Source organism: Methylomonas sp. MgM2 (assembly GCF_054172045.1).
Window position 1 is genome coordinate 192006 of sequence record NZ_JBSYXO010000001.1, and the last position, 21437, is coordinate 213442.

The 21437-nt window shown below is 50.4% G+C and carries 18 protein-coding genes; 13 read left to right on the forward strand and 5 right to left on the reverse strand.

Annotation, left to right across the window (positions count from 1 at the left end; all coding sequences use genetic code 11):
• The first annotated feature begins 31 nt into the window (after positions 1–31).
• From ACW73I_RS00875 to tssC, 4 genes are read left to right on the forward strand one after another with little or no spacing between them, the layout of a single operon-like run.
• Positions 32–1321 (forward strand): toll/interleukin-1 receptor domain-containing protein, encoded by a 1290-nt coding sequence (locus tag ACW73I_RS00875; RefSeq protein WP_458027301.1) that lies wholly within the window; start codon positions 32–34, stop codon positions 1319–1321.
• 14 nt (positions 1322–1335) lie between these two features.
• Positions 1336–2238, forward strand: a complete 903-nt coding sequence (locus ACW73I_RS00880; RefSeq protein ID WP_458027302.1) for an AAA family ATPase — start codon at positions 1336–1338, stop codon at positions 2236–2238.
• Positions 2239–2245: 7 nt separating this feature from the next.
• On the forward strand, positions 2246–3268 hold the full coding sequence (locus ACW73I_RS00885; RefSeq protein ID WP_458027303.1) for a hypothetical protein: 1023 nt from the start codon (positions 2246–2248) through the stop codon (positions 3266–3268).
• Positions 3265–6078 (forward strand): type VI secretion system contractile sheath large subunit, encoded by a 2814-nt coding sequence (tssC, locus tag ACW73I_RS00890; protein ID WP_458027304.1) that lies wholly within the window; start codon positions 3265–3267, stop codon positions 6076–6078. Before ACW73I_RS00885 ends, tssC begins: the two co-directional genes overlap by 4 nt.
• An 8-nt stretch (positions 6079–6086) precedes the next feature.
• Here tssC and wrbA read toward each other — a convergent pair whose 3' ends face one another.
• Together wrbA and arsC are read right to left on the reverse strand one after the other, a co-directional pair.
• Positions 6087–6677 (reverse strand): NAD(P)H:quinone oxidoreductase, encoded by a 591-nt coding sequence (wrbA, locus tag ACW73I_RS00895; protein ID WP_458027305.1) that lies wholly within the window; start codon positions 6675–6677, stop codon positions 6087–6089.
• The gene (gene arsC, locus ACW73I_RS00900) at positions 6677–7024 is read right to left on the reverse strand and encodes an arsenate reductase (glutaredoxin) (protein ID WP_458027306.1); all 348 of its coding nucleotides are present in this window, start codon (positions 7022–7024) and stop codon (positions 6677–6679) included. Before arsC ends, wrbA begins: the two co-directional genes overlap by 1 nt.
• 72 nt (positions 7025–7096) lie before the next feature.
• Here arsC and hldE point away from each other — a divergent pair, with 72 nt between their 5' ends.
• The 9 genes from hldE (at position 7097) to ACW73I_RS00945 (ending at position 17283) form a co-directional block, all read left to right on the forward strand.
• Positions 7097–8527 (forward strand): bifunctional D-glycero-beta-D-manno-heptose-7-phosphate kinase/D-glycero-beta-D-manno-heptose 1-phosphate adenylyltransferase HldE, encoded by a 1431-nt coding sequence (hldE, locus tag ACW73I_RS00905; RefSeq protein WP_458027307.1) that lies wholly within the window; start codon positions 7097–7099, stop codon positions 8525–8527.
• A 76-nt stretch (positions 8528–8603) separates the two neighbouring features.
• Positions 8604–9743, forward strand: coding sequence for a DNA phosphorothioation system sulfurtransferase DndC (gene dndC / locus ACW73I_RS00910; RefSeq protein WP_458027308.1), 1140 nt, complete (start codon positions 8604–8606; stop codon positions 9741–9743).
• Positions 9716–9934: a DNA modification system-associated small protein gene (locus ACW73I_RS00915; protein WP_458027309.1), complete on the forward strand. Its 219-nt coding sequence runs from the start codon at positions 9716–9718 to the stop codon at positions 9932–9934. The genes dndC and ACW73I_RS00915 overlap by 28 nt, the downstream gene beginning before the upstream one ends.
• Positions 9931–11967, forward strand: a complete 2037-nt coding sequence (gene dndD, locus ACW73I_RS00920; RefSeq protein WP_458027310.1) for a DNA sulfur modification protein DndD — start codon at positions 9931–9933, stop codon at positions 11965–11967. Before ACW73I_RS00915 ends, dndD begins: the two co-directional genes overlap by 4 nt.
• Positions 11960–13456, forward strand: a complete 1497-nt coding sequence (locus tag ACW73I_RS00925) for an FtsK/SpoIIIE domain-containing protein (protein ID WP_458027311.1) — start codon at positions 11960–11962, stop codon at positions 13454–13456. Before dndD ends, ACW73I_RS00925 begins: the two co-directional genes overlap by 8 nt.
• Positions 13457–13474: 18 nt before the next feature.
• A complete protein-coding gene (locus ACW73I_RS00930) occupies positions 13475–14665 on the forward strand; it encodes an AAA family ATPase (protein ID WP_458027312.1) in 1191 nt (396 codons plus the stop codon).
• Positions 14666–14669: 4 nt separating this feature from the next.
• The gene (locus ACW73I_RS00935) at positions 14670–15566 is read left to right on the forward strand and encodes a hypothetical protein (RefSeq protein ID WP_458027313.1); all 897 of its coding nucleotides are present in this window, start codon (positions 14670–14672) and stop codon (positions 15564–15566) included.
• Positions 15567–15604: 38 nt separating this feature from the next.
• Positions 15605–16471, forward strand: coding sequence for a 4-hydroxybenzoate octaprenyltransferase (gene ubiA, locus ACW73I_RS00940; protein WP_458027314.1), 867 nt, complete (start codon positions 15605–15607; stop codon positions 16469–16471).
• A gap of 68 nt (positions 16472–16539) precedes the next feature.
• Positions 16540–17283: a pentapeptide repeat-containing protein gene (locus tag ACW73I_RS00945; RefSeq protein WP_458027315.1), complete on the forward strand. Its 744-nt coding sequence runs from the start codon at positions 16540–16542 to the stop codon at positions 17281–17283.
• A gap of 185 nt (positions 17284–17468) precedes the next feature.
• Here the strand turns inward: ACW73I_RS00945 and ACW73I_RS00950 are convergent, their stop codons facing one another.
• From ACW73I_RS00950 to speA, 3 genes are all read right to left on the reverse strand, one after another.
• On the reverse strand, positions 17469–18788 hold the full coding sequence (locus tag ACW73I_RS00950; RefSeq protein ID WP_458027316.1) for a UDP-glucose dehydrogenase family protein: 1320 nt from the start codon (positions 18786–18788) through the stop codon (positions 17469–17471).
• A 124-nt stretch (positions 18789–18912) separates the two neighbouring features.
• The gene (locus tag ACW73I_RS00955; RefSeq protein WP_458027317.1) at positions 18913–19518 is read right to left on the reverse strand and encodes an arylesterase; all 606 of its coding nucleotides are present in this window, start codon (positions 19516–19518) and stop codon (positions 18913–18915) included.
• A gap of 43 nt (positions 19519–19561) precedes the next feature.
• Positions 19562–21388 (reverse strand): biosynthetic arginine decarboxylase, encoded by a 1827-nt coding sequence (speA, locus tag ACW73I_RS00960; protein WP_458027318.1) that lies wholly within the window; start codon positions 21386–21388, stop codon positions 19562–19564.
• Positions 21389–21437 lie beyond the last annotated feature (49 nt).

Consider the following 21437-nt stretch of genomic DNA (forward strand, 5'->3'; position numbering starts at 1 on the left):
GGAACTGAAATAGAAGAACTCGGCAACTTCAATGCAAAAATTTCGCGTATTTATCAGTCATAGCGCTCACCCGGCGGAAGAACCCGAAACCGCCGATTTTCTTGAACGCTTAGTTAATCGTTTGGAAGCAAGCCGTTATGACGTATTGGTCGACGTTCGTTCGTTGATGGCCGGCGACGAATGGATGCATAAGATTTATTCGTGGCTGGGTTTATGCCATGCCGCCGTCATTTTGTTGTCTCCGCGCTCGGTGCAACGCGAAAATTCGATATGGGTGCCGCGCGAATGTAACATCCTGATGTGGCGTAAAGCGCTCGATCCGGGTTTTACGGTCTGTCCCGTATTCCTGCGCGGCATCACTCAACAACAGGTTTCCGATAATCCGCTGTTTAAAGATCTTAAACTGAATGAGCTGCAAATCCCGCTTAATATTGATGATGACAACAAGATCGACCGCATCGTCGAGGCCTTGGCCGCTCGCTTCGGAGACGCCGAAAAACTTACGGCGTTCGAGGCGCTGGAAACCTATGTTTCCGATGCGCTGAGCCGCTACGGCCCGCAACACTCCATTTCAAACGCGCTAAAGGCGCTCACTGCCGACTGCAAATGGAGCCCTTACACCGATGACGCCGCTAACCTGGCCACTCACCTGATTAGAACCGGCTTTTCGGAGACGGCCTTGCGTGCGGTCCGTCTCGCCGCCCAGTCGAGTCAGCCCGAATATCGCTTGGGTTCCAAATTGTTCGACGCCTTGTTTCCATTGGGGGTTAACACGTCGGCCGCCGGGAATTTAGGCCGACAAGCCTTACTTCGTGCCGGTCAACTGGTAGTGGCCATCAATTGCCGCGACGCCTGGTTAATAAAGTTCTATATCCGGTCCGCCAGCGGCTTGCCTCCCGACGAATGCGAAAAACGCTGGGTCATGGTCGAATTACCCGACGGCTGGGGCGACGATGATCAAAATGAAATCCGGGCATTTTTGCTAAATGAGCTATCCAACAGGTTGTTAGGTTCGGCAATGCTCGCGCTGTTTCCCTCCGAAGAATTACCGAATCTGGTCAAACAGCGCATGATAGACCGCTTCGAGGACCAGCGGCTTCCGGTTGTGATTTGCGCCCGTTATTCGAAAAGGCTGGTCGAACTCAGCGCTAAAATCCACGAAGACTTCCCGCTTTCGACCATCGTTCTTTGGACCGGCGAAGATATTCCCGCCGAAATTGAAGATTCCGATCATGAGTGTAACATTCTGGAACCGAGACTGGCGCCGGGCGAAGACAGCTCATATCGTTTGAGATATTCACGCATTCAAGACTACGTTTAACAAAGAAGGTCTTCATGAATTTTAAAAACCTGTTTGACGGACATTTACTCAACGAGCGTACGGCAGCCCCTGCCGGCGATCTAAGATCGCCGTACGTCTATGTGTTTAGCCGCGAAATGGAATTAGCCGTGTCGGCGGCCCATGTTACTCAACGGCCGATTTTGGTGACCGGGCCGGCCGGCTGCGGCAAGTCGTCGTTTGCCAGAAATACCGCTCATCGTTTGAACTGGCGTTTTCTGGAAAAAGCGGTGACCTCCAGAACGGAAATCACGGATTTACTCTGGGAAATCGATCAATTACGCCGTCTTCAAGATGCGCAGCTAGGCCGTTTGAGCGATAACATCTTCACTTATATGCGCCCCGGCATCATGTGGCGCACTTTCGATGCCGTGGGGGCGAGCGATCCTCCGGCTTGGGCTCGCAGCCCGGAAAACGACGATGCGCGGCAAACCCAGATTCCCGCCGTCGCCTTGATCGACGAAATCGACAAGGCCGACCCGGACTTGCCTAACAATCTGCTCGAAGTGCTTGGAAGCTTGCGCTTCGAGGTTGAAAATACCGGCCGCCGAATCGAATGCCGGGGTACGCCGCCGCTGATTATCCTGACCAGCAACGACGAACGGGATTTGCCGGCGGCATTTTTGCGGCGCTGCATACACTTGCGTATGAAACAACCCGATTTAAAGGATGTGGGTTATGCGCACTTTCCCGAACACAAGCCGCTGGTTGATGCGGCGCTGGGTTTTATCGAAACCGCCATTGCCGAATCCCGCGACCGTACGGCCTTGAGTGCGGCGGAGTTTCTCGACTTCGTGCTGGCCTGCATACAACTCGATATCACCCGGCCCGGATCGACAGCTTGGGAATATCTGGTGCAAATCTGTGCGCTGAAGCCGTCGGCAAACAAAGCACTGTGAATCCGCGATGATAACGCCTTGTTCTTTTGCCGACCTGATCCGCGTTGCCCGGTCGCTGAATTTGTCTGCAGAAAACGCGGATGATCTGATCGCGTTGCGTCGCATGATGGGATTCACCGAGCAAGAACCCGACTCGAAAGCCAAGAAAAAACCGTTAACGGAACAAAGACGACGTAACAACAACGCTTCCGGTTCGGACGGCGGCGAGCAGCCTGCCGATTCGAATATCGCGAAACCGCCGCCGAAAAAAACGGCCACTACGGAACGGGCCCAAAAAGACAAAACGCAAAAAGCGTTACCGGCTGTATTGCAAAGCGATAAAAGCCGGCCGATAGGGCCGCCGGCTTGGTTGGGCCCCGAGATTCAAGGACAAACGGACACCGAAGGCATGAATAAGGCCGACTTGGGTAAGCCGTATGCGCCGTTATTCAGACAGGAACGCGCCCGCGCCCTTTTAACCGAGCTGTGCTCGAATTTGGCCGACTCCGGCAAACTCAACGTACGCTCGACCGTCCGGGACATTGCCTTGGGCAAGCCGATTACCAAACCGATCCCGGTTTTTTATCGGCGCTTGCGCAGCAAGGTCTACGTGCTGATGGATGTTTCGGAAACAATGCAGCCTTTTGCTCACGACATGCAAATTCTAATCAAGCAATTGCTGGGCTTACTCGGCGAATCGCGCGTCGCCTTTTTCGATTTTCTCTATTGCCCGAATCGAGGCGTTCGACCGGCCGGGTTATCCGATTGGGCTGCGTTCGATTGGCCGGAGGCCGGAAGCTTGTTAGTCGTGATAAGCAGCTTAGGCGTTGAGATTAACCCGTTCATCATTCCGCCGACACCGATAGAGTGGATGGAATTCGGCGAAAACGCGGCAAAATTCAAATGCCCTGTGGTCATTTTGAATCCCTATCACCCGAAACGCTGGCCGAATTATAGCCATACCGTTGGCCGAAACATACATTGGGATTTGACGACGACCGTTAATTCCATCCGATCGTCCGTCCGGCTCAAACGGGTAAAAAATCGATGAGCTGGGCTCAAGATCTGATTGCCGACCTGGAAGCAAGCAATCCTAAGGCCTTGCAACTGGCGGAAATCGTGTCGCTCGCAGTCAGAGTCGATTGCGAGCTGCTACGGCTAGCTCGCATCAATCTCTGTCCCCTAGCCGGCGCGGACGATGAAGCCGAGCTTTGGCTCAGCCAATTGGTGGAATCCCGGGCCAGCCAAGGATTCGTGTTTCACCCCGAAGTGGCGCATGAGCTACGCTTGCGCCTCGCGTCTTCACCTGGGCTATTAAACGCGGCCTGGGAACAAGTCTTCCGGTTGTTTCGCAACAAGGTCCCCGCAAAAATCCGCCTTGAAGAAGAACTGACCTGGCGCCTATTGCGCGATCCTAACGATCCGGAAATAGCCCGATTACAGCATGAAGTTTTACGCGAACTGGCCTACAGTCCGAATCGTTCCGGCGTCGCCCGCTGGATCATTCGGGCCATTCCGAACTTGCCCGACACGATCTCTAATTTTCCGCAGTTCGAACACCTGCGCGTTTGGTCTCATCTCGCTTTGGGTGATGTTTCTATCTTCGACACCTTGCCCGTATCGACGCTGAGTAACGAAGATTACAATTTTCTACTATCCGAACTTCCACGCACGACACTGTCGGTCCGTTTCGTCGAAGGCGCGCTGGAATTCGGCACGATTACCCATTTCAAGGATGGTCAGGAAATCAGCTTGCCGGAAACGCGACCATTGTGGCTGAAGGTGAAATTAGGCGCGTCTTCCGACCCCGAAGTCGTTACATTGAAAAAAGGGGAGTTTGTTTCGCTGCCTTGCGATGACTATAGCGCAAGCATCGCAACGATAGATGGCGCGGTATATAAACTGGATCGTATCAGTCGAGATCAGCAAAGATTTATACAGCGTAACAGAGTATATCGAGCGGGGATCGAATACGATATAGAGATATATGGTGCTGAAAAAAAAATACACCTACCGTTCGTGATGGGCGTGTTGGCGGATTTGTCCGGCCAGCCCATCGAGCCGTTACCTGACGTGGCCGAGCGCAAATTTTTAGAAATCGATGTCGATAATTTCGACGAGCGGCTAAAGGCCATGCGCCCGCGAGCGGCGTTTCAGGTACCGAACACCTTATCCGGCGAAGGCGATTTGCGCGTCGACATCACGTTCGAAAGCATGGAGGATTTTAGTCCGGCAGCTGTGATTGCAAAGACGGACGGACTAAATCAAATATTACTCGAACGCTCGCTGCATAAAGACTTGCTGACGCGGTTGCAAAAAAATAAATCAGTGGAAACGTTGGTAACACGCTTTCTTAACGATCCTGATTTAAGCCAAGAACTCGCCATACTCGCTACCGAAGAGCAAATCAACAACCCAGCTGTGTTCTCGCCCGGATTAGAGCGTTTTTTTAATGAATTGACTAAAGCATGTGGGTCTGACCAATTTGATCGAGTCAAAACCGAATTTATTTCGTTGGCACGACAGCAGCAATGGCCAACTGTAACTCCGGATGGTAGTGAAGAAGCTCTAAATCACCTGATTGGTAATTTGGATCAAATCATTTCCGAACAACTAAATGTGATTTTACATCACGAGGATTTTCAGCGGTTGGAAGGAACATGGCGCGGATTGCAGTATTTGGTCAACAACACCGAAACCGATGAGATGCTGAAAATCCGGGTTTTGAATATCTCCAAAAAGGAATTGCAGAAAAGCCTCAGACAATATAAAGGCGCCGAATGGGATCAAAGCCCTCTGTTTAAAAAAATCTACGAAGAAGAATACGGCACGTTTGGCGGCGAGCCATACGGCTGTCTGGTCGGCGATTATTATTTCGATCATAGCCCGGCCGACGTGGGGATACTGGGGGAAATGGCAAAAATAGGCGCGGCGGCCCATGCGCCTTTTCTGGCCGGCGCGGCGCCGTCGGTACTGCAAATGGAAAGCTGGGCCGAATTGGCCAATCCGCGCGATCTAAGAAAGCTCTTCATGCCGCCGGAATATGCCGCCTGGCGCTCGCTCCGAGAATCGGAGGATGCCCGCTATATCGGTTTGACCCTGCCGCGCATACTCAGCCGCCTGCCGTACGGTTCCAAAACCGACCCTATAGAAGAATTCAATTTTGAAGAAGATACCTCCGCAGGTGACAACGACAAATACACTTGGATGAATGCAGCGTACGCGATGGCGGTGAACATCAATCGTGCATTTAAGCTTTACGGCTGGTGCGCGCGGATTCGCGGCGTCGAATCCGGCGGCGCCGTTGAAGGATTGCCGGCTCATATTTTTCCGACTGACGACGGCGGGATCGACATGAAGTGCCCTACGGAAATTGCCATCAGCGACAGGCGGGAAGCGGAATTGGCGAAAAGCGGCTTCATGCCGTTGATGCATAGAAAGAATTCCGACTTTGCGGTTTTTCTGGGCGCTCAGTCCTTACAACAGCCGGCTGTTTATGACGATCCGGATACCACTGCTAACGTCAATTTGGCCGCACGCTGGCCTTATTTGTTTGCTACCTGCCGTTTTGCCCATTATCTGAAATGCATAGCCCGAGACAAAATCGGTTCATTCAAAGAAAGAGAGGACTTGGAAAAATGGTTGAATCATTGGATCCAAAATTATGTAGATCCCAACCCGGCGGCTTCAAGCGAAGACGAGCAAGCGCGAAGACCGCTTGCCGCCGCCGAAGTTGTCATAGAAGATGTCGAAGGCAACTCCGGATATTACATCGGTAAATTCTTTCTTCGTCCGCACTATCAACTGGAAGGTTTGACCGTATCCTTACGGTTGGTTTCAAAATTGCCTTCACTGAAATAAATACCGCATCAACGCTTAGTCAAGGCCGAAGCTGCCTGCGCCAGCCTTTCGCCCAATACCCAGCATAAGCGTTTTTCATGCTCGCTCAGTTCTTCGTCGGTTTCCGAAACATGGCTGGGGCCGTAGGGCGTGCCGCCGCTGATAGTTTCCCGTAGGGCGATTTCGTTGCACGGCATGCTCATGACCAGCATGCCGTGGTGCATCAACGGCAGCATCATCGACAACAAGGTGGTTTCCTGGCCGCCGTGCATGCTGCCGGTAGACGTGAAAACACCCGCGGGCTTTCCGGATAAGCCGCCGGAAAACCATAATGGAGTGGTGCTGTCGATAAAATGTTTTAGCGGCGCCGCCATGTTGCCGAAGTGCGTCGGGCTGCCCAGGGCCAGGCCGTCGCAATTTTCCAAGTCCTGTAGCATGGCGTACGGAGAACCGGACGAAGGGATGCTGTCGGCCACCTTCTCGCACACCGCCGATACATCGGGCACGGTGCGCAATATGGCTTCGGCGCCGGCAACCGATTCCACGCCGCGGGCGATTTGTCTGGCCATTTTTTCGGTACTGCCGTTGCGGCTGAAATAAACGATCAATATTTTTGCCATTACAAAATTTCCAGAACGGATTCGGGTGGACGACCTATAGCAACCTTATCGTTGGCCAGGACGATGGGCCGTTCGATCAATTTGGGGATGCGTATCATCGCTTCGATCAGTTCGGCGTCGCTTAATGCTGGATCGTTCAAACCGTTTTCCTTGTATTCGGCTTCCTTGGTGCGCATCAGCTCGCGAGGTTTCAGGCCTAACTTGTTCAGAATGTTTTGCAATTCGTCGGAAGTCGGCGGATGCTTCAAATATTCGATGATTTCCGGCTGCATGCCTTTATCCTGCAAGAGTTTCAAAGTCTCACGCGACTTGCTGCAACGTGGATTGTGGTAGATTTTGACGCCCATGGTTTACATCCTTTAATATCTCGACAAGCCGCTATAATAACATCCTGATATTAATAGACGGCGTGTAAAACTATGCAACTACCCAATTATTCCGCAGCCCGCGTGCTGGTGGCCGGCGACCTGATGCTGGACCGCTACTGGCACGGCCCTACCTCGCGTATTTCGCCGGAAGCGCCGGTTCCCGTCGTTCATGTAATACAAGACGAACATCGCGCCGGCGGCGCGGGTAACGTTGCCTTGAATATAGCGGCACTCGGGGCAAAAGTATCTCTGTTAGGCTTTACCGGCGAGGATGAAGCGGCGGTGGCGTTGGAAACATTGTTGAAAAAAGCCGGGGTGTTGTGCATGTTTCAAGGCATTCCGCACCATCCTACCATCACCAAATTGAGGATCATGAGCCGGCATCAGCAATTGATTCGGCTGGATTTCGAGGACGGCTTCCACGACATCGACAGCGATATGCTATTGCATCAGTACCATGCGGAGATGATGCAGTCGCAAGTCGTTGTATTATCGGATTATGGCAAAGGGACCTTAAGTCGGGTTCAGCAATTCATCCGCTTAGCGAAACAACTCAAAAAGCCGGTGTTGGTTGACCCCAAGGGTAACGACTTTTCAATTTACAAACAGGCTACGCTGATAACGCCGAACTTAAGTGAGTTTGAGGCGGTGGTTGGTCATTGTTCGGACGAAAGGCAACTCGTCGAGCGCGGCATGAACTTGATAACCGCGGTGGAACTGGAAGCCATGCTGGTGACGCGCGGCGAACACGGCATGACATTGTTAAGCAAAGCCGAAGAACCTCTGCATTTGCCCACCCATGCGCGCGAGGTTTTCGACGTAACCGGGGCCGGCGATACGGTCATCTCGGTGCTGGCAGCCAGCTTGGCGGCCAAAAAATCGTTGGCCGAAGCGACCCAACTCGCCAATATCGGTGCCGGCATTGTCGTCGGTAAAATGGGAACGGCTACCGTCAATACCGAAGAATTGGAAGACGCCTTGCATGGTCCACGCGCCCATCGCAAAGGCGTTTGCACGCTGCCTACACTACTGAAAGAGCGTGCCGCGGCCAAGAATAAAGGCGAAAAAGTCGTCGCCACCAACGGCTGTTTCGACATCCTTCATCCGGGCCATATCCGCTATCTGCAACAGGCCAAAACCCTGGGCGACCGTTTGGTGGTGTTGGTCAACAGCGACGATTCCGTCAAACGCTTGAAAGGCCCGGAACGGCCGGTCAACAATCTGGACCACCGCATGGAAATGCTGGCTGCTTTGGAATGCGTGGATTGGGTCGTACCGTTTGAAGAAGACACCCCCAAACAAGTCATAGACCAACTACTGCCGGACATATTGGTCAAAGGCGGCGACTACACCGACATCACCGGCATCGCCGGCCACGACAGCGTATTAGCGGCAGGCGGCGAGGTAAAAATATTGTCGTTTATCGAAGGTCATTCGACGACGGGGATTATTCAAACAATTAAAGATAAGTCTCGGGTTTAGCGTTCTGGCATTTATAATTACGCAACAAGCAGTATTACCCTAAACAGCCAGTAGATTACTAGAATTATAGAGATCAATGCCACAAGCCGCTGAATCCATAATTGAAACGCAACCGCCGCATGTTGACTTAACAAAGGACTTACTGTTACGTAATTACCTTGCGGATAGTCGCCCTTGGGTCGTTGCCTATTCAGGTGGTAAGGATTCAACACTCGTTCTGCAGCTAGTGTACGAACTAATTTATTCACTAGATAAAAATCAACGCAAACCGGTCTTTGTCATAGCCTCTGATACTCGAGTCGAAGCACCCAATGTAGAAAGCTATCTTGATTGGCGAATTAAAGAAATCCAAGAGCATGCCAGGGCAAACGATTTACCGATACATGCCGAGCTGGCACAACCAACGACGGAGCAGAGTTTTTGGTTTAATTTAATCGGCAAAGGCTATCCGCCGCCGACGCGCTGGTTTCGTTGGTGCACCACGAAGATGAAAATCAAACCGGTGCAAACGGCTATCGAAGACGTCATTGCCGAATACGGCAGCGTAATTTTACTGCTTGGCTCTCGAAGCACCGAAAGTAGCCAGCGTTCGCAGAGCATGGGTAAACGGGAATTGAGCAGCCGCAAATTGAACGCTCACGTCGAAATCCCGAATGCACTGGTGCTGTCGCCGATTGCGGATTGGACCAGCGACGATGTTTGGGAGTATTTATTTACCCATAACCCGCCTCCCTGGGGCGGTAGCCACGACTTCATGCTGAACTTGTACCGGCAGGCCAACGGCGGCGAATGCCCTGTGGTAATGGATTTGAACACGCCATCCTGCGGCGGCAGCCGTTTCGGGTGCTGGACTTGTACCGTGATCAAAACCGATAAATCCATGGAAAGTTTCATCGAAAACGGCGAGGAATGGATGAAACCGCTCAACAATTACCGCAACTGGCTGAAAGAGATACGAGAAGACGAATCCAGGCGTAGCCCGGTTAGACGGAACGGCGCGGAAGGCCAAGGACCGTTTATTGCTTCGACGCGTAAGGAAATGTTGCAACGTCTGTTGGAAGCAGAGCGGCAAGTACAACAACCTTTAATATCGGACGAGGAAATTGTAGCGATTCAAAGACAGTGGACCGATGACTTCGATATTATGGATAGCGCTTTTATGATTGCAGAACAATTTGGCAGGGAACCGTGGAAGATATTGCACAAAACGTATTAAACCAACAAACTGAACTATTAAAATCGCTGGCTAAACAACAGCAAATGCCGCTGGAAATCGCGGAACAAATGGCGGTTTTGATGCAGCAATATCCCGACTTGAGCCTATGGGGCAGCAAGTCGGAATTAACCGGCAAATTGGAAAAAATTATGGATTCCGCCTTTAGGAATAAACTCGTAGAAATGGAATGATCTTTAAAGAACTTACACTTAACAATATTTTTTCCTACTACGGTCCTAGAACTTTTAAGTTGGCGCCCCCCGTCGATTCTGACGGTAATATCGTCGTCATTATGGGCCGTAACGGCTTCGGCAAAACCAGTTTTCTGAATAGTGTTAAATTATTGTTTGCTGGCGTAACCAAGGAACTGAGGCAGAGCGTTCAAAATGACAGAGTACCTACCGAAAAAAGCTTCGTTTTGGGTGATAAGGATTGGTGGGGAATCCTGAATCAGAAAGCCAGAAACGAGAACGTTTTTAATTGTTCGGTTTCGGCAATACTATTGGACGAAAATAATCGAGAAATTGAAGTTGAGCGCAAATGGGATTTGCAGAACGGCAATTACCAAAACCACTTAACTGTTAAAGCCCCCTATAACGCGCCGTTATTCGACGAAGCCGCCCAACAATATATCTTCTCTGTCCTGTTGCCTCTCGGCTTCATGCCGTTCTTTTTTTTCGACGCTGAGGAAGTAGGCCATCTAGCAGAAGCGAATCGTATTCAATTAATTGAAAAAATGGAGCAACTGCTCAATATTCGCTCAGCCGACAATCTTAAACTTTGTCTAAAAGAGTTAACAAGTAAAGTCCAAAGTGAATATGTCGCAAAAGATATTAAACCTCGCCTACATGAAGCCGAAAGTCATCAACGCGCCTTGCAGATTCAACGCGATGAGTTATTGGAGCAAAAAAGAACGACTGTTACCCATATCGAAACGCTGGACGACGACCTGCGGGAAACCCGGCAAAAAATTAGACTACTGAGCGGCCAATCCTCGATCGAAGACAACGCCAAACTCGAAGCCTTGAAACAAGCCGAACGGCAAAATCTCGAACAAGCATTAACCGGCTTGTCGGAAATGTTTGAGCGCGATGCGTTTTTGCGTTTGAATGCTGCACTGGCCGAAAAAGTGCTTCCTGCCGTCGAACTGTGCACCAATGAACAGCGCGGTGCGACGTCGGAAATGTTGCTGTCGCTACGCGACCCGTTAAAAGACGTTTTTACTACGCCGCCCTATCCCGAACAACGCTTGACCGAATCACAAGTGCTGTTTTACCAAAAGCGCGTTCTTGGGGTGCTAAATTCACGGGATGTCGAAGAGGATGACACGAAACCGTTCGAAATAGCCCCGCCTCGGGCCAAAAAATTATTGGCGACGCTATCAGCCTACATGCCCCGACATTCACCGGAAGCCGCAATGCGCGACGGCTTGGCTAACACCTTGCGGGCCGATCAGCAATTGACTGAAATCGATAAAAGTTTGTTGGAGGTTAGGCAACTGTCGGACGAAAACAAACAGCAATTTCAACAGTTGCAAGCTGAAGAAATCCGGCAAAAAGAGGCGCTTGATAAATTTAGAGACGAAGAACGGGATGTTTCGCATAAGCTGGCAATCATCGATAGGGATATAAAACCCTTGGATGAAAAGATTACCGAATTACGCCAGCAAGCACGCCAATCCGAACAAGGCCGGGTGCGTATCGATTTATTGGAGAGAATGCAAAAGCTGCTGGATGCCTATAAACAAAAGCTCAAGGAACAACAGCGCGGCACGCTGGAAATCTATTTCAACCGCCACTTGGGCAATTTGCTCGATTCCAATCGCTTGATTGCGGAAACCAAAATCGACGATTCGTTTCAGCTGCATTATCTGGATGCGGCGGGAGCTCCGGTGGCCATGAGCAGTATTTCCGCCGGCATGAAACAACTCGCAGCGACTGCTTTATTGTGGGCTTTAAAAGACGCTTGCGGCAGGCAACTGCCGGTCATTATCGACACGCCTTTGGGCCGTATCGACAAACAGCATCAGGATAATTTGCTGACCCGCTATTATCCTAAAGCCGCCAAACAAGTGATTTTATTGCCGACCGATTCCGAACTCGACGAGCGTAAACACCGTTTATTGGAACCCTATATTTACCGGGAGTTTCATTTGAATAATCCGGACGGCGAAAACACCGAAATCCACGAGGTAACAGGAAACAAGGAGGTTCGCTATGGCTGATATTTACACCAGTTACGACGATGAAAATATTATCGAGCAGGTTAAGACTTACGGCTTCCGCACCCCCAAAGCGCCGAAATATCGCGTGTTACGGTTGGCCCTGGCTAAGTCTTTGGCAATCGATACGCCGCCGGACGACGAATTGGATACGTTGGTCGGTAAGGGTTCCGAATATTCCTTGGAACAAGTGACCGGATTGGGCAACAGCAAAAACGACGGCGTTTTGGATTACGACGATGCGATTCGTGCGATCTTGAGTGTTTATCATCGCGAAGATTTATTCAATGCCGATGCTCGGTATAAGAAGCTGTTACAAAGGCATATCCGCCGCGGCTTGCGCGAAATTCGCACCAGCTGGAATCGCGGACATAGTTTTATTCATTGGTTACGCGAAGAATTGATTCCGGAACCCTCGTTAGAAAAGGACGGTCTCGGGAAAACCGAATTCGAACAAGGTCAACTCGAAGCCGCGTTGAAAGAAATCGGTATTGCAGCTGATATTAAAGAAACCAAGCAAGGTATTCGCCTCAATAAATACGCCCTTTATCTCGCCAATATTCACCATCTGGATGTTCTGAGAAAGGGGCTTGGCAAACTGTCGTTCCGCCTGGGCGTTCCCGACGACAGTATTAGTTTGGAAGTCGGAGCCGAAGCCGGGATTGCCAATCTCTACATCCCCAGAGAACCTAATCTTTGGCGGATCGTACCGCCGCAACGGCTTGTCGAGTGGACGAGCGGAAAACGGACAGAGAAATTGCCGGTCTGGTTGGGAACTACGGTGATGGGCGACGATTTTGCCCTGGATTTGGCCGAAGCACCTCATATCTTGATTGCCGGAGCAACCGGCAGCGGCAAAACTGTTTGCCTGCACAGCATGCTTTGTTCATTATTGCTCACGTTATCCAGTAACCAAGTACAGTTAGCGTTGATCGACCCCAAAGGCACGGAGTTTTCCTTGTACGGTAAATTGCCTAATTTATTCGGCTGCAAAATCGGCAGAAATATCGTCGAAGCCTCCGATATTCTCAATGCCTTGGTCGAAGAAATGGAAGCGCGGAACCGGCATTTTATCGAATTGGGTGTTAGAAATTACGATGAGGCCAGCGGCAAAATTCAGATGCCGCGCATCGTTGCCGTGGTCGAAGAGTTGGCGGATTTATTGATGCAATCTCGGGATTTGGAAACGCCGTTAGTCAGATTGGCACAAAAAGCCCGTTCCGCCGGCATTCATTTGATTCTCGCCACTCAACGTCCGGACGCGGCCACGTTTAGCGGCCTGTTGCGCAGCAATATTCCGGTTAGAATTGCCTTACGCGTTCAAAAGCATACCGAATCGAACATTATTCTCGACCAAAAAGGCGCGGAAAGCTTGCTTGGCAAAGGCGATATGCTGGTTAAATTGACCGACAAACCCGACCCCATCCGTTTGCATGGTGCGAAACTGGGCGACGACGATATCGCCCGAGCCATCACGCATTATTGCCGCTAGTTTATTCAGGAGGTGGAAATGGAAGACCTTTTAATCTACGAATTCAAACCTTTATTTTTATCGTTGGACCGTATCGGTCCGTTTCAAAACGGCTACAGGATCGATTTCACCGACAGTAATAACCATCCGTGTAATTTCTTCATGATGGTTTCGCCCAATGGCTTGGGTAAAACAACTTCGTTGGAAATCTTTTCCTGTTTGACGAATTTGCTTGCGCAAAAAGCCATCAACAGTTACGGACACGAAGACCTGGACAAGCGCGGCGGACGAGCGCAATTGGATTTTTGGGTTAGATTGCGCTGGCAAGGTAAAAATATATCGATTGTTTTGTCTGTGTTAGCCGGAGTGATCGGAGAAGAAACGTATTTGAATCCGTGGTCGCAGGATCAATTAAAGGCATTTAACGCGGAGAGTTGGCATAAAGCCGGTTTTCGTAGTGCAGTGACAGGCCGGTACGACAATATCGCTTCTAGAAACGATGAATTGCTACAAGATTTGTTGGCAAGCTTCCGTGTCGCTTGCGATACGTCACCGGAAGAGTATTTTTTAAACCCCTCGTTTCATTTGCCCACCGTACTTTATTTTTCCGCTTACCGGGATATTCCCTATCCGAATAACGATAACCACGATTGTATTCCCCATTCGGCTCAAGGCATTAACGAACGTAGTATCGCTACGCCCGATCACTGGAACTATCGGCCGCTGCATGCGTTCGAGGCCCATAGCGCTTATTGGAAAAACTCGCTGGATAACCTTTTGGTTTGGCTTAAGTGGCTGGAGAATGGTTCGTTCGAAAAAGCCCAGGAGTTGATCAATCAGGAGTTATTCGACGGCACGCCAAAGTTATTGAAAGGTATACGTAAAAACCCTCCCGAAGCGATCATCGACACGGGCAATGACCAAACTCATAGGCTAGACAGGTTGAGTAGCGGCGAAAAAAGCCTGGCCTATCTGTTTTTGCGCATCGGAGCTCATTGTACGGGCAACACCATTATCCTGATCGATGAAATGGACATTCATTTACATATCCGCTGGCAGCACCGTTTGTATAACGCCTTGGAAAAATTGGCCAAGGATAATCCCGGATTCACGATTGTGTTGACGACCCATTCCATCGAAATATTGCGCCGATTTACCGCGACTATGGGCCAGGAACGGGAGGGGCTTTATTTGGGCGGCGAACTCATCGAAGAAACGGATTTGAGATAAGACTATGGCAAGTTTTAAAAAAGTTGAAACAACGGTTGTTGACGCAAAATACGAAGGCGGAATCAAAGTCTTTTTGGAGTCGGCGGAGGACGTGCGTATCTTCAGCGAACATTGGTTTAGCCACAAGCAGGACAAATTGCGCTTTGTCAGCGCGGAAGGCGAACAAGCCGGTGGCGGCGGATGTATGGCGGTAATCAATAAAGTGAGCGACGCAAATAGTCAAAAAATCGAGGCTTACGGTATTGTCGATCGTGATGTTTTACTATCCAATGCCAATTTGGACTTATTCTGGGAAACGGACGACGCGAAATTCCATGACGCTCAGCCGTATGGGGAAAAGATTCATGTTTTGCGGCGCTGGGAATTGGAAAATTATCTGTTGCAACCGGAAGCATTTGCTTACGAAATTTCGAGACGAATTTCGCGTTCGCCGGCACCGGACATTTCAGCCGAATCGTTTTTAGCGCAAGTTGACGACATCGTTCAAGTAACTGCTTTAACGACTTATTTGGTTGCGAATCGCCAGACATCACCAAAGACGGCATTTGGTACTGATACCAATTCTAGCGCGGAGCTATCTACAAAAATTAACGACCATTTAAGAAAGAAATTTCCTCCCCCCGCTTGTCCCGATATTAGCAACGACGCCGAAAAAATTAAGGCTTTCGATCGGAGCGGTGCAACACCGGTGGAGCGATGGGAAAGACTATCGCGCATCTTGGACGGCAAAAAGAGTTTGATGCGACTATGCCGGTATATTTCGACTAGCTTGAGTCTCAGTAGCATCGATCATTGGGAGGAAATGCGCGGCTGCCTTGCCAATATTATTGCGTCGAAAGGAACGATTGACCAAGAGTTGGTAAATTTAATAGACGAAATAGGCAGCGGAGCTACAACTTAGAAGACCATGTGAACGTCTTAGTTCTATCTCACTAAAATATGCAGACGAATAAACTCACCGACCGCTTACAGCAATATTGGCTTCTGGCCCGTTTCGACAAACCCATCGGCATTTTGATTTTATTGTGGCCGACGCTGTGGGCGCTTTGGATTGCGGGTGAAGGGAAACCGGATGCGCTGGTGTTGACGGTATTCGTATCCGGCGTGGTATTGATGCGGGCCGCCGGCTGCGTGATCAACGATTACGCGGATAAGGATTTCGACCCGCACGTGGACCGCTGCAAACTCAGGCCCATCGCCGCCGGCAAGGTATCGCCCAAAGAGGCCTTGATCGTATTCGTAGTGCTGTGCCTGACCGCATTCGGCCTGGTATTGCTGATGAATCGGTACACGATCGCCCTATCCTTCATCGGCGCGTTTTTGGCGGCCAGCTATCCGTTTATGAAACGCTTCACCCACTTGCCGCAGGCTTATTTGGGCGCGGCTTTCGGCTTTGCGGTGCCTATGGCTTTTGCCGCACAAACCGACCGAATCCCGCTGGACGGCTGGATATTGTATTTAGCCGTGCTGCTATGGGCCCTGGTCTACGATACGATGTACGCGATGGTCGACATCGAAGACGACTTGAAAATCGGCGTGAAATCCACCGCCATCTTGTTCGGCCGCAGGGTGCGGGAAATTACCGCGGCGCTGCAAGTCGTCATTCTCGTTTTGTTGATTACGGTCGGGCAAATGCGCCAGATCGATTGGCCTTATTACGTCGGCCTGACCGTCGGCGCGGGCTTATTCGCTTACCAGCAAAAGCTGATTTTTCATTTCCACAAACCCGATTGCTTCAAAGCCTTTTTGAACGCCAATTGGTTCGGCCTGGCGGTATTCATCGGCTTATTGGCGGCGTATCTTTAATCGACGCCGCCGCTTAGCCAATGATATGCTCCCGATAAAGATTTATTAATCGTCACTCGGGAGGGAATATGCGTTTTTCAGCCAAACTATCCGTATTTTTATTAGCGATTTCGGCCTGCTTGTGCCTGCAAGCCGGCGAGCTAAGCCGCACCCAGGTCGAGCAATTACTGACCAAAGCCGATAAGTCTCATCCGGCCCCGTTACGCCGCAAGGATTTGACCGATATGGATTTGTCGGGCCTTGATTTTCGCAATGCCGATTTATGGGGCGCGGATTTACGCCGCTCCGATTTCAGCCGTACCAATTTGTCCGGTTTGAATCTGGATTTGACGGTAATGACCGACATCAAACTGGTCGGCGCCGATTTGTCCGACACCAGTATCTTCGGCGTCAGCCTGATGCGCGCCGACGCCACAGGAGCCGATTTCAGCGGCAGCCGCGTCATAGCGGTCATGGAAGGCGCCAATTTCAGCAACGCGAAAATCACCGATGCCGATTGGGCGGCGGACATGAAGAATCAATCGATGGGCCTGATGCGCGCCAATTTGAAGGGCGCCAATTTAAGCGGCGCCGATCTCAGCAACAGCAAGTTCGGGCGCGCCATGCTGAAACACGCCAAGCTGGTCAAGGCGAAACTAATAAATACCGATCTTTATTCCGCCGATATGGACGGCGCCAATTTTACCGGCGCCGATTTGACCGGAGCCAATTTGTCGTCGGCCAAATTACGCGATGCGATTTTTACCGATGCAATAACCGCCGGCGCCAAGTTTGATAATGTCAAACATCTGCCTGCCGGGTTACAGCAATGATTAACTTAGAAGGGCTTGAGAACTAGATAATGCGCCAAACGATTTGACGCATATAAAAAACGACGAGCAATGATAAAAATAAGGCCCTAAAGAAGTTTTGACTTTGTTTTCTCCAAAGTTGCCGGATAAACCGTTTCTAAGCGGCATCTAGACTCGGAAAAAAGGAACTTAAGGGCCTTAGGTAGCTAACGACCGATTGCGTAATATTGCAAACCGGCTTGTTTGACGAATTTCGGTTCGTACATATTGCGGCCGTCGAAGATTACTTTATCTTTCAGCTGCCGGCTCAATTGTTCGAAATCCGGGCTCCGGAATTGCTTCCACTCGGTGACGATGATCAACGCATCGGCGTTTTTTAAGGCATCGTCCTGCATTTCGCAAAAAATCAATCCGTTTTTTTCGCCGTATATGCGCTTTGCTTCGTTCATGGCTTCGGGATCGTAGGCTCGCACCCCGGCACCGGCTTCGATCAACGCTTCGAGCAAAACCCGGCTCGGCGCTTCCCGCATGTCATCGGTATTGGGTTTGAAAGCCAATCCCCATAAGGCGAAGGTTTTACCTTTGATTCCCTCGGGATAGTATGCTGAGATTTTCTCGAACAAGCGGTGCTTTTGTCTGTCATTGACGTTTTCCACCGCATTCAGCAACTCAGCGTGGTAACCCATCTCCTTGGCCGTACGTTCCAAGGCTTTGACGTCTTTCGGAAAACACGATCCGCCGTAGCCGCAGCCGGGGTAAATAAAACTATAGCCGATGCGACTGTCCGAACCGATACCGTGGCGCACGTGCTCGATGTCGGCCCCCAAGCGTTCGGCCAGGTTTGCCAGCTCGTTCATGAAACTGATCTTGGTGGCCAGCATCGCGTTCGCCGCGTATTTCGTCAGTTCGGCGGAACGGATGTCCATCGTAATCACGCGTTCGCGGCTGCGGTTGAACGGTCCGTACAATGCTTTCAGCAGCTCGGCGGTACGAGGATTGTCGGTGCCGATGATGATACGGTCCGGCTTCATGAAATCGTCTAATGCCGAGCCTTCTTTCAAGAATTCGGGGTTGGATACAACATCAAACTCAATTGTTTCTCCGCGGCTAGCGAGAGTCTCACTAACGGCTTGTTTGACTTTATCAGCGGTACCCACCGGTACCGTAGATTTATCGACGATGATTTTGTAATCGTTCATGTGCTCGGCCACGCTCCTGGCGACGGCCAGCACATAACGCAAATCGGCCGAACCATCTTCATCCGGCGGCGTACCGACCGCGATAAATTGAAACAAACCAAAATCGACGGCTTCCTGCACATCGGTGGTGAAATGCAGGCGCCCGGCCGCCATATTGTCTTTAATCATTTCTTCCAAACCGGGCTCGTAAATCGGAATAATGCCCTGCTTAAGCCGCTCGATCTTACTTTGATCAACGTCCATACATACGACTTGATTACCGACATCAGCCAAACAAGCTCCCGTTACCAGGCCGACATAACCGCTGCCGAATATTGTGATTTTCATCCTGACTCCTCGTCGTGATTTACATATTTCAAATTAATCTTCGCAAAAAGGCCGCTCGATTCGCTTATGACACCTTGATAAGGTAGTTTGTAAGTCTATGTCTTGCTACCAACGAATAAAAAGCTTATAACGCGCCCTGTTCATGCAGAAGAGCGGCAATCTTCTCGGCCAATTGTTGATAGCCTTGATCGTTCGGGTGAATCGGGTCGGATTTTAGCTCATTAGAGGATAGAATGGCCGGTATGACGTCCAAATCAACCGGAACATGCTCGGCCTCCGCAAGTTCGGAATACATATCCGCGCTATGTAAAAACATCAAACCGAATTCAGGCACGCCGAGAAGGACAACCGAAGTATTTCTTCGTTTCGCTTCCGCTATCATGGCTTTTAGATTGTTTCGTGTCTGTTCCTGCGGCAGCTTTCTAAGAATGTCGTTGCCGCCGTGTATCAATATCAATAAATCCGGATCGTACTCGTCGAGTAATTCCGGCAAGCGCTGCAGGCCTTCGGTACTGATTTCACCGGGCACGCCGGCATTGACGACTTCGAAACCGGTCAATTGGGCGAGTATATGAGGATAATCGTGTTCGTTACTGGCGCCTGAGCCGTAAGTCAGGCTGTCGCCGAATGCCAGAATTAGCGCGTTGTCCGGCAATTTGTTCAGCATCGGATCAGTTTTGTTGCATGCCACGCAACATATCAACATGAAACCAGTCATCCATTTCTTCATCAATCCACTCCCAAACGGAATCTGCATTATTCCTATCGTTCGTTTATTTTTCTAAATAAGTATAAGCATTCAAGCTTGCCAACAGCTCCTGCTCAAACGCCCGCTTTTGCTCGGCACTCAGGGATGCTTGCTCGAGCCTCTGCCGATATGCGCTCTTCAGGTTTTCGGTGTCGATATGGACGTAATCCAGCAACTCGCTGACGTTCTCGCCTTTCATGAATTCACCCAAGCGGTAACCGTCGTCACCTAGCTCGATATTGATTGAATGCGTGTCGCCGAACAAATTGTGCATGTCGCCCAGGATTTCCTGATAGGCGCCGACCATGAAAAAACCGATCAAATAATTTTCACTTTCGCCGATCGCATGCAACGGCAAGGTGTTGCTGATATTTTGGTGATCGACATATCGGTCGATGCGTCCGTCGGAATCGCAGGTCAAATCTTGTAACACCGCGCGTCTGATAGGCTGTTGTTCCAATCGATGAATCGGCATAATCGGAAAAATTTGCTCTATGCCCCAGACGTCCGGCATGGATTGGAACAATGAAAAATTACAAAACACCTTGTCCGCCAGTTTTTCATTCAGTTCATGCAAGATTTCGCGGTGGTGATGATTGTCCAAATTCAATTGGTTTTGAATTTGTTGGCACATACCGATGTAATGTTTTTCCGCTTCGGCTAATTCTATCAACGATAAATCGCCCTGCACAAAACGGGCCCGGGCTTCGCTCATATCGAACTGCGCATTATGATATGCCTCGCTGATATTGCGTAAGCCGGTTTTTGCGAAGTCGGCGCTGCCGTGCAAGCGTTCGACTTCCGTGACATTGGTGATCAACACGGCGTGGTGCGCGGTAATGGCTCGTCCGGATTCGGTAATAATATTCGGTTGCGGTAAAGCGTGTTCGCGACCGACATCGGCAAAGGCTCGCACGATGTTCTCGGCATATTCTTTTAGACTGTAATTGATAGAACAATCACGCCGCGAACCGCTACCATCATAATCCACGCCCAAACCGCCGCCGGCGTCGACCGTGGTGATATGGGCGCCGAGGCTATGCAGCTGAAAGTAAAATTGCGCGGCTTCTTTTAGGGCTAGCTTAATGTCGTGGATATTGGCGATCTGCGACCCCATATGAAAATGCATCAATTGCAGGCAATCCAGCATCGAACGTTGCTTCAGACGCTCGATCAGTTGCAATACTTCACTAGGATGCAGGCCGAATTTCGATTTTTCTCCGCCGCTGTTTTGCCATTTTCCGGCGCTGATAGTAGACAAACGGACGCGCAAGCCGATCAAGGGTTTGACGCCTAGCCGGGTAGCTTCTTCGATGATGAGTTCGAGTTCCGACGGTTTCTCGATAACGATAAACGCCGAAAGGCCCATCATTTGCCCTATCAAGGCCATGCGGATGTAAAGCCTGTCTTTGTAGCCGTTGCAGACTATGGTGCTATTGCGTTTGGCCATGCCCAAAATCGCTAACAATTCGGGTTTGCTGCCGGCCTCCAGTCCTATATGTTCGGCAGAAACGATACTTTCCACCACATTTCCCTGCTGATTGACTTTAATGGGGTAAACGGGAGTGTAGCGGCCGTTATAATTGTATTTTTCCCGAGCTTGATCGAAGGCTGTTTGTAGCCGATGAATTCGGTCGCATAAAATGTCGGTAAAACGCAGCAATATCGGAAAATGAAAGCCTTCGCGTTGCAAGGTTTGAGCGATCTCGTATAAATCGATCTCCGTTGTGTTTTCCAGCTTTGGCTTGACGCTAACATGCCCTTGATCGTTAATCGAAAAATAACCACCGCCCCAATGCCGCACGGCATAGAGTAATTCGGACTGTTCGATCGACCAGGATTGCGTTGGCACTTAGCATCTCCGTACTGTAATAAAGAGCGACAGATTCTAAAGTATAATG

What these genes read in the sequence shown, in the direction of transcription:
- ACW73I_RS00875 (WP_458027301.1), top strand. Translation starts at nt 32, where the DNA reads ATGCAAAAATTTCGCGTATTTATCAGTCATAGCGCTCACCCGGCGGAA.
- ACW73I_RS00880 (WP_458027302.1), top strand. Translation starts at nt 1,336, where the DNA reads ATGAATTTTAAAAACCTGTTTGACGGACATTTACTCAACGAGCGTACG.
- ACW73I_RS00885 (WP_458027303.1), top strand. Translation starts at nt 2,246, where the DNA reads ATGATAACGCCTTGTTCTTTTGCCGACCTGATCCGCGTTGCCCGGTCG.
- tssC (WP_458027304.1), top strand. Translation starts at nt 3,265, where the DNA reads ATGAGCTGGGCTCAAGATCTGATTGCCGACCTGGAAGCAAGCAATCCT.
- wrbA (WP_458027305.1), bottom strand. Translation starts at nt 6,677, where the DNA reads ATGGCAAAAATATTGATCGTTTATTTCAGCCGCAACGGCAGTACCGAA.
- arsC (WP_458027306.1), bottom strand. Translation starts at nt 7,024, where the DNA reads ATGGGCGTCAAAATCTACCACAATCCACGTTGCAGCAAGTCGCGTGAG.
- hldE (WP_458027307.1), top strand. Translation starts at nt 7,097, where the DNA reads ATGCAACTACCCAATTATTCCGCAGCCCGCGTGCTGGTGGCCGGCGAC.
- dndC (WP_458027308.1), top strand. Translation starts at nt 8,604, where the DNA reads ATGCCACAAGCCGCTGAATCCATAATTGAAACGCAACCGCCGCATGTT.
- dndD (WP_458027310.1), top strand. Translation starts at nt 9,931, where the DNA reads ATGATCTTTAAAGAACTTACACTTAACAATATTTTTTCCTACTACGGT.
- ACW73I_RS00925 (WP_458027311.1), top strand. Translation starts at nt 11,960, where the DNA reads ATGGCTGATATTTACACCAGTTACGACGATGAAAATATTATCGAGCAG.
- ACW73I_RS00930 (WP_458027312.1), top strand. Translation starts at nt 13,475, where the DNA reads ATGGAAGACCTTTTAATCTACGAATTCAAACCTTTATTTTTATCGTTG.
- ACW73I_RS00935 (WP_458027313.1), top strand. Translation starts at nt 14,670, where the DNA reads ATGGCAAGTTTTAAAAAAGTTGAAACAACGGTTGTTGACGCAAAATAC.
- ubiA (WP_458027314.1), top strand. Translation starts at nt 15,605, where the DNA reads ATGCAGACGAATAAACTCACCGACCGCTTACAGCAATATTGGCTTCTG.
- ACW73I_RS00945 (WP_458027315.1), top strand. Translation starts at nt 16,540, where the DNA reads ATGCGTTTTTCAGCCAAACTATCCGTATTTTTATTAGCGATTTCGGCC.
- ACW73I_RS00950 (WP_458027316.1), bottom strand. Translation starts at nt 18,788, where the DNA reads ATGAAAATCACAATATTCGGCAGCGGTTATGTCGGCCTGGTAACGGGA.
- ACW73I_RS00955 (WP_458027317.1), bottom strand. Translation starts at nt 19,518, where the DNA reads ATGAAGAAATGGATGACTGGTTTCATGTTGATATGTTGCGTGGCATGC.